Origin of the sequence: Streptococcus parasanguinis, assembly GCF_001578955.1 — a bacterium.
Taxonomy (GTDB): domain Bacteria; phylum Bacillota; class Bacilli; order Lactobacillales; family Streptococcaceae; genus Streptococcus; species Streptococcus parasanguinis_U.
This window is the reverse complement of sequence record NZ_KQ969690.1, coordinates 93,512-96,935: the sequence shown is the minus strand read 5'-3', so window position 1 is coordinate 96,935 and position 3,424 is coordinate 93,512. Positions and strand designations below refer to the sequence as shown.

Genomic DNA, 3,424 nt, shown 5'->3' with positions numbered 1-3,424 from the left:
AATTACCAATTTCTGCCCCACTCTCTCTTTCATTGATTACAAGGCTGTGATAGCTGTGATCAAACCAAAGATGATCCCTGGTGCATTGGCTGCAGCAAGTGGAATATCGCGTTCTTTTTTGAAGAGTCCGTAGTAAACCCAAAGGCTACAGTTGATGGCTGCGACAAGGGGTTGAATAAAGTTCCCTTTGTGACCAGCGAGGTTATCCATGATTTGTGGGAAGTAAGATACATACATCATGACAGACATAAAGGTCGCAACCCAACCAAGAATTTTCATTTGTTTATCATTCATTTTGAAACTACCATTTCCTTTTCTTTTTTAAAGTATGCACTATTCTATCGCTTGCCCTCTTAAAATTCAAGTGCTTTTTTCAAATGTTACCGAACTGTAAAGTGTCACAATCTTGTGATTATGCAGGAAGATGGATTTCTCTTCGAGAGAGTCTTCTCTCTAGTAATTATTTTAGACACTTTGTCTAATTTTTTTGCAAATATAATCATTTTCATCTTGAATAGCATGCAAATTAATTGCATTATCTTCCTACTTATGCTATTTTAATACACAGAGGTAAAATTTTATGAATAAACAAAAAATCAACCAAATCGTTGGCTCGATCGGTGCCTTTATTGGGATTATCGTTTTCATTGCCTACATCCCACAAATTATTGCTAATTTACAGGGAAACAAGGCCCAACCTTTCCAACCCTTGTCAGCTGCTATTTCTTGCTTGATCTGGGTCATTTATGGTTGGACAAAGGAACCTAAAAAAGACTGGATTTTGATCATTCCGAATTCGGCAGGTGTCATCCTAGGAGGATTGACTTTCCTTACATCACTTTAATAGAAAGCGAACAAAGACTGAACTCGACTGGTTCAGTCTTTTTTGTGTATCCCTTTGAAAAACAAAAACAATCGCTGTCGGTTTTCACACAAAAAGCCCGCTATGAGCGAGCTTAAAAATTGACAATTCTTTTCTTTGAATAACCTTAGCTGGACTATTGTACAAAAATCTCAAAATGATTTCTCATTATTATTTAGAGTATATTGAAACTTTTCGCTGTGAGAAAAGTGCCTGAAATAATCATGTTTCAGGCACTCGGAATTATTGAGACCTTAGGCTCAATAATTAGTCATGGAACTTCTTCGAAGTTCGCTGACGTCCGTACTCACCTAAGGAAAGTTTCTAATTTGATTCGAGCTTCTCTCTCCTTATATCTGCACAATCTTACGATAGCTCCGAGAGGTGATCCAAAAGACGATCAGGTAGGTGATAAGAAAGACAGCACAGACACTGAGGGTCACGACGAGGACTTGGCCACTATTGATGACACCGAGGACTTTAAGAATCAGGCGGATCATATGGTAGGCAAAGGCCAGGTGGACAAAGGCAAAGATGAGAGGGAGGAAGAAGACAGTCCGCACTTGACGGTTGATGGTTCGTTTGACCTCGTGTTCATCGAGCCCCACCTGTTGGAGGATGACGAAGCGATCACGGTCTTCATAGCCTTCTGAGATTTGCTTGTAGTAGATGACGATGACCGTTCCGACCATAAAGATCAGTGACAAGAAAATTCCGATAAAGAAGATGCCACCAAAAAGGCTATTCAACTCTGCCACATCATTGGCTCGGTTACCTCCATAGATAAATGTTCCTTGGCCCTGTTGGCTGCTCAATTCATCGATCATCTTGTCATAGCTGGCTGCTAGCTTGAGTTGCTGGTCTTCATCGACATTAACATTGAATCCACCGTAGATATTGGTATTGATTGCAAGATTTGGAAACTGAGCTACAAAGGCTGAGAGGTCAGGCACGATCAGATAGTTGAAATCCTCCGTCAGCATATTAAACTGATTTGGCACATGATCGGTGATAAAATCCTTGCTCACTTCTTCCTTTACTTGGAAGTCATGCCCATTGATAGTGAACTGCTTTTGCCCTTTAAGATCCTTGTTATGGGCAAAGAGGATGACTTGGTTGTCAGTCAGATCGACGTGTTCGCCTGTCATGTGTTCATAACTAGCTACATCAAAAACCATAAAGACGGTTTTAGGAGTGACGCTGCGTTCATCAGCTGGATAGACGGTGAAGTCTGTGCCCTTTTGTGATTTAACCCCAAAGTTGGCATAGGTCATCAGGTCACGATTTTTGATCTTGAGATGGTGCTCAGAGGCAAATTCATCAAATTTCTGATTGATCTGCTCCAGATCGACCCCTTTTCCTTGGACAGAGAAATCATGAGGAGCCATGATTTTCTTGACCATTTCGCTACCGACATAGATGTTGGTGGCTGCGGAGATGGTCACAAGCACCATGGTCGAGAGGACGGCAATGGTCGCAAGGCCCACTGCATTTTTCTTCATACGATAGATGAGGTTAGAGACCGAGATCATATTGTTGGGCTGGTAATAGTAGCTCTTCTTTTTCTTAAGCAGATGCAAGAAGACGGTGATCCCAGCATTAAAGAGCAGATAGGTCCCGATCATGACCAAGATAACCGCTAGAAAGAAGGTCACAAGCGCAATGATGGGGTCTTTGACAGACAAAGCCAAGTAGTAGCCACAACCGAGAGAGGCTAAGCCCAGGATGGTTTGGGGCCACAAGAAGCGGGCTTTCTTTTCACCACTGGCCTTCTCACGCGTCAACTGCAGGGCATTCAAACGGAGAATGCGCCAAGCATTGAGAAGAACCAAAAGTCCAAAGATGAGACCAAAGGTGACAAAGACCAAGATGACAATCCCAGGTTGGAAGGTAGATACTAGCTGGACCTTCATCTTCATGAGTTTCAAGAGAAAGGCAAAGATCAGCTTATCAAAGAGAGCTCCGATCAAGACACCGGCTGAGATGGTTAGAAAGCCAAAAATCAAAAGTTCCTTGAAAATCATGCTGATGAGATGGCGTTTCTCAAAACCTAGCATGCTGTAGATGCCTAGCTCCTTGGAGCGGTTTTTCATGACGAAGCTATTGGCATAGAGCACGATGATAGCTCCCGCGGCATTGACCACGAAGAACCCCAAGCTGAGAGTGAACACTATGGAAGAGCCCCCTCGAAGCTCGGAAATGTGGGGATTAAAGGTCAGGGAGTCAAAGAGGTAAGCGATGGTCACTGCGAGAATGACCGCAATCGCAAAGGGATAATAGAGCTTGCGGTTCTTGACCAGATTAGAGCAAGCTAGTTTAGTGGTTAATCGAAACATCTACTCCACCTCACTTGCCATGACCGTCAGAGTATCTGAGATTTCTTGGAACATCTGACGCTCCGTTTTTTCCCCGCGGAAGATCTGGTTGTAGAGAATCCCGTCCTTGATGAAGAGCACGCGCTTGGCACGCGCTGCCGCTGCGGTTGAGTGGGTCACCATGAGAATGGTTTGCCCCATGGTATTAATATCTTCAAAGACGTCGAGCAACGCAGCCGATGATTTT

The 3,424-nt window shown here is 43.4% G+C and carries 3 protein-coding genes and 1 pseudogene; 1 reads left to right on the top strand and 3 read right to left on the bottom strand.

Annotation, left to right across the window (positions count from 1 at the left end; genetic code table 11):
• Nucleotides 1–36 precede the first annotated feature (36 nt).
• A complete protein-coding gene (locus tag SPADD19_RS04290) occupies nucleotides 37–294 on the bottom strand; it encodes a SemiSWEET family transporter (RefSeq protein ID WP_061455321.1) in 258 nt (85 codons plus the stop codon).
• Between the two features lie 286 nt (nucleotides 295–580).
• On the opposite strand from SPADD19_RS04290, the gene SPADD19_RS04285 reads away from it, so the two are divergent.
• Nucleotides 581–844 (top strand): SemiSWEET family transporter, encoded by a 264-nt coding sequence (locus SPADD19_RS04285; RefSeq protein ID WP_003012241.1) that lies wholly within the window; start codon nucleotides 581–583, stop codon nucleotides 842–844.
• A gap of 368 nt (nucleotides 845–1,212) precedes the next feature.
• Here the strand turns inward: SPADD19_RS04285 and SPADD19_RS04280 are convergent, their stop codons facing one another.
• Together SPADD19_RS04280 and SPADD19_RS04275 are read right to left on the bottom strand one after the other, a co-directional pair.
• On the bottom strand, nucleotides 1,213–3,198 hold the full coding sequence (locus SPADD19_RS04280; RefSeq protein ID WP_061455320.1) for an ABC transporter permease: 1,986 nt from the start codon (nucleotides 3,196–3,198) through the stop codon (nucleotides 1,213–1,215).
• Nucleotides 3,199–3,424 (bottom strand): annotated as a pseudogene (locus tag SPADD19_RS04275) (ABC transporter ATP-binding protein); the annotation flags it as partial. It abuts the gene before it with no gap.

Coding starts and splice junctions, on each gene's coding strand:
- SPADD19_RS04290 (WP_061455321.1), bottom strand. CDS start 294: ATGAATGATAAACAAATGAAAATTCTTGGTTGGGTTGCGACCTTTATG.
- SPADD19_RS04285 (WP_003012241.1), top strand. CDS start 581: ATGAATAAACAAAAAATCAACCAAATCGTTGGCTCGATCGGTGCCTTT.
- SPADD19_RS04280 (WP_061455320.1), bottom strand. CDS start 3,198: ATGTTTCGATTAACCACTAAACTAGCTTGCTCTAATCTGGTCAAGAAC.